The organism is Mesorhizobium sp. M7A.F.Ca.CA.004.12.1.1, assembly GCF_003997835.1.
In the GTDB taxonomy this organism is placed as follows: Bacteria; Pseudomonadota; Alphaproteobacteria; order Rhizobiales; family Rhizobiaceae; genus Mesorhizobium.
This window is the reverse complement of record NZ_RZRK01000999.1, coordinates 1-1920: the sequence shown is the minus strand read 5'-3', so window position 1 is coordinate 1920 and position 1920 is coordinate 1. Positions and strand designations below refer to the sequence as shown.

The window sequence follows — 1920 nt, the reverse complement described above, 5'->3', positions numbered from 1 at the left end:
ATCCAGGACGTCGGCCGGCAGTTCACCCATGTCGGACAGACAGGCATGGGTTCGGTTGCCAAGATGATCGCGCAGCTCGTGGTCGGCACGAATTATGCTGTTCTGGCCGAAGCCGTGCGCCTCGCTGAAGCGGCAGGAATGGATGCTGCGCTGCTGCCCGAATGCGTGAAATACGGCCATGCCGACGGCGTTCTGATGCAACAGCTCTATCCACGTATCGCCGCACATGATTTCGCGCCGCGGGCCTATGCGCGTCAGCTGCTGAAAGACCTCGACATGGTGCAGGAGCTCGCCCGTAGTTCGGGCACGGCAACCCCAATGTCCGGCCAAGCCGCCCAGCTCTTTCGTCTGCTTATCACCGCCGGCCACGGCGACATCGACGGCACCGGCATCTATCGCCTCTACGAAGGCGCGCCGTCACATCTTACAGCGATCGGGGAGAGCGCGCGTGCCCAGTAATTCTTACGGATTCGTCGGTCTCGGTGCAATGGGCATGCCCATGGTCAGCAAGGCTCTAGCAGCCCAGCTCGACGTCCACATCTTCGATACCAACGCTGCGGCCGTCGACGTGCTTGTCGCGCAGGGAGCAAAGCGGCAAGACAGCGCCGCCGCGGTCGCCAATGCGGTCGAGACGGTCTTCGTCAGCCTGCCAAACGCGCCGATCGTCGAGGCCGTCGCGCTGGGCGAGGCAGGCCTTATCCATGGCAAACGCATCAAGCACTATATCGACCTCTCGACCACCGGCCCGACAATGGCGCGCAAGGTCGGCGATGCGATGGCGGGGCGCGGCGTATCGGTGCTGGATGCGCCTGTCAGCGGAGGACCGATAGGCGTCCGCAACGAGACGCTGGCGGTCATGGCTTCGGGGTCGGAGCACACCTTGGAACGGGCACGGCCTTTCCTGGCGACATTTGCCAAGACCTTTGTTCATCTCGGCCCCGAAGTGGGCAAGGCACAGATCCTCAAGCTCGCCAATAATCTTCTCACCGCAACCAACATGGTGATCGTCGGCGAGGCGCTGGCGTTCGCCGAAAAGGGCGGCATCGAGCCCGAGGATCTGTTCCGGATCATCAATGCCGGCTCCGGCCGGTCCTGGGTGTCGGAGATCGCCTATCCAAAGCATGTGGTGACACGCCGCTACGACCAGAATTTTCGCACCGAGCTGATGCACAAGGACGTGACGCTCTGCATGCAGGAAGCGGAGCGCATGGGCGTGCCGATGTGGCTCGGCGCCAACGTTCGCCAGTTCTGGCAGTTCGCCATGACGCAAGGCATGGCCGATGCCGATTGCTCGCGCATCGCGGCCCTCATCGAGGGTTGGGCGGGCGTGGAAATCGAAGACGCGGCCGAGGCTGCCGAATGAATGAACATGGGGAGGACTACGCCGTGATGCTGAAGGACAAGACCGCCATCATTACAGGCGCGGCGTCGCCGCGCGGCATTGGCAAGGCCACGGCCCGGCGGTTTGCCGCGCAGGGATGCCGTGTGGCAATCTTCGACCTCGACGAAGAAGCCGCCATGAATGCAGCGCGCGACATCGGCCCCGAACACATCGGCGTCGTCTGCGACGTCCGGGATCCAGCTTTTTGCCGCAAGGCGGTTGGTGACGTCATGGCCCGCTTCGGACATGTCGACATCCTGATCAACAATGCCGGCATCAGCCAACCCGACCGGCTGATGGATATCACCCAGGAGAATTTCGATCTGGTCATCGATTCCAGCCTGCGGGGCAGCCTGAACATGGCCCAGGCTAGCGTGCCTTCGATGATCGACCGACGGACCGGCGCGATCGTTTCGATCGGCTCGATCGCGGCCCAGATCGGCGGTGGCATTTTCGGCGGGCCGCATTATTCCGCAGCCAAGGGCGGCATCCACAGCCTCACCAAATCGATGGCGCGCGAACTGGCGCAGCACAATATC

Annotated in this window: 3 protein-coding genes; all 3 read left to right on the top strand. The window is 63.1% G+C overall.

Features of this window, described 5'->3' with window-relative positions:
* On the top strand, positions 1-459 hold a 459-nt coding region (locus EN984_RS32800), incomplete at its 5' end, for an NAD-binding protein (RefSeq protein ID WP_206517538.1).
* Positions 449-1363, top strand: coding sequence for an NAD(P)-dependent oxidoreductase (locus tag EN984_RS32795; protein ID WP_127269011.1), 915 nt, complete (start codon positions 449-451; stop codon positions 1361-1363). The genes EN984_RS32800 and EN984_RS32795, both read left to right, overlap by 11 nt.
* The coding region (locus EN984_RS32790; protein WP_245480170.1) for an SDR family NAD(P)-dependent oxidoreductase at positions 1360-1920 on the top strand (561 nt) is incomplete at its 3' end. The genes EN984_RS32795 and EN984_RS32790, both read left to right, overlap by 4 nt.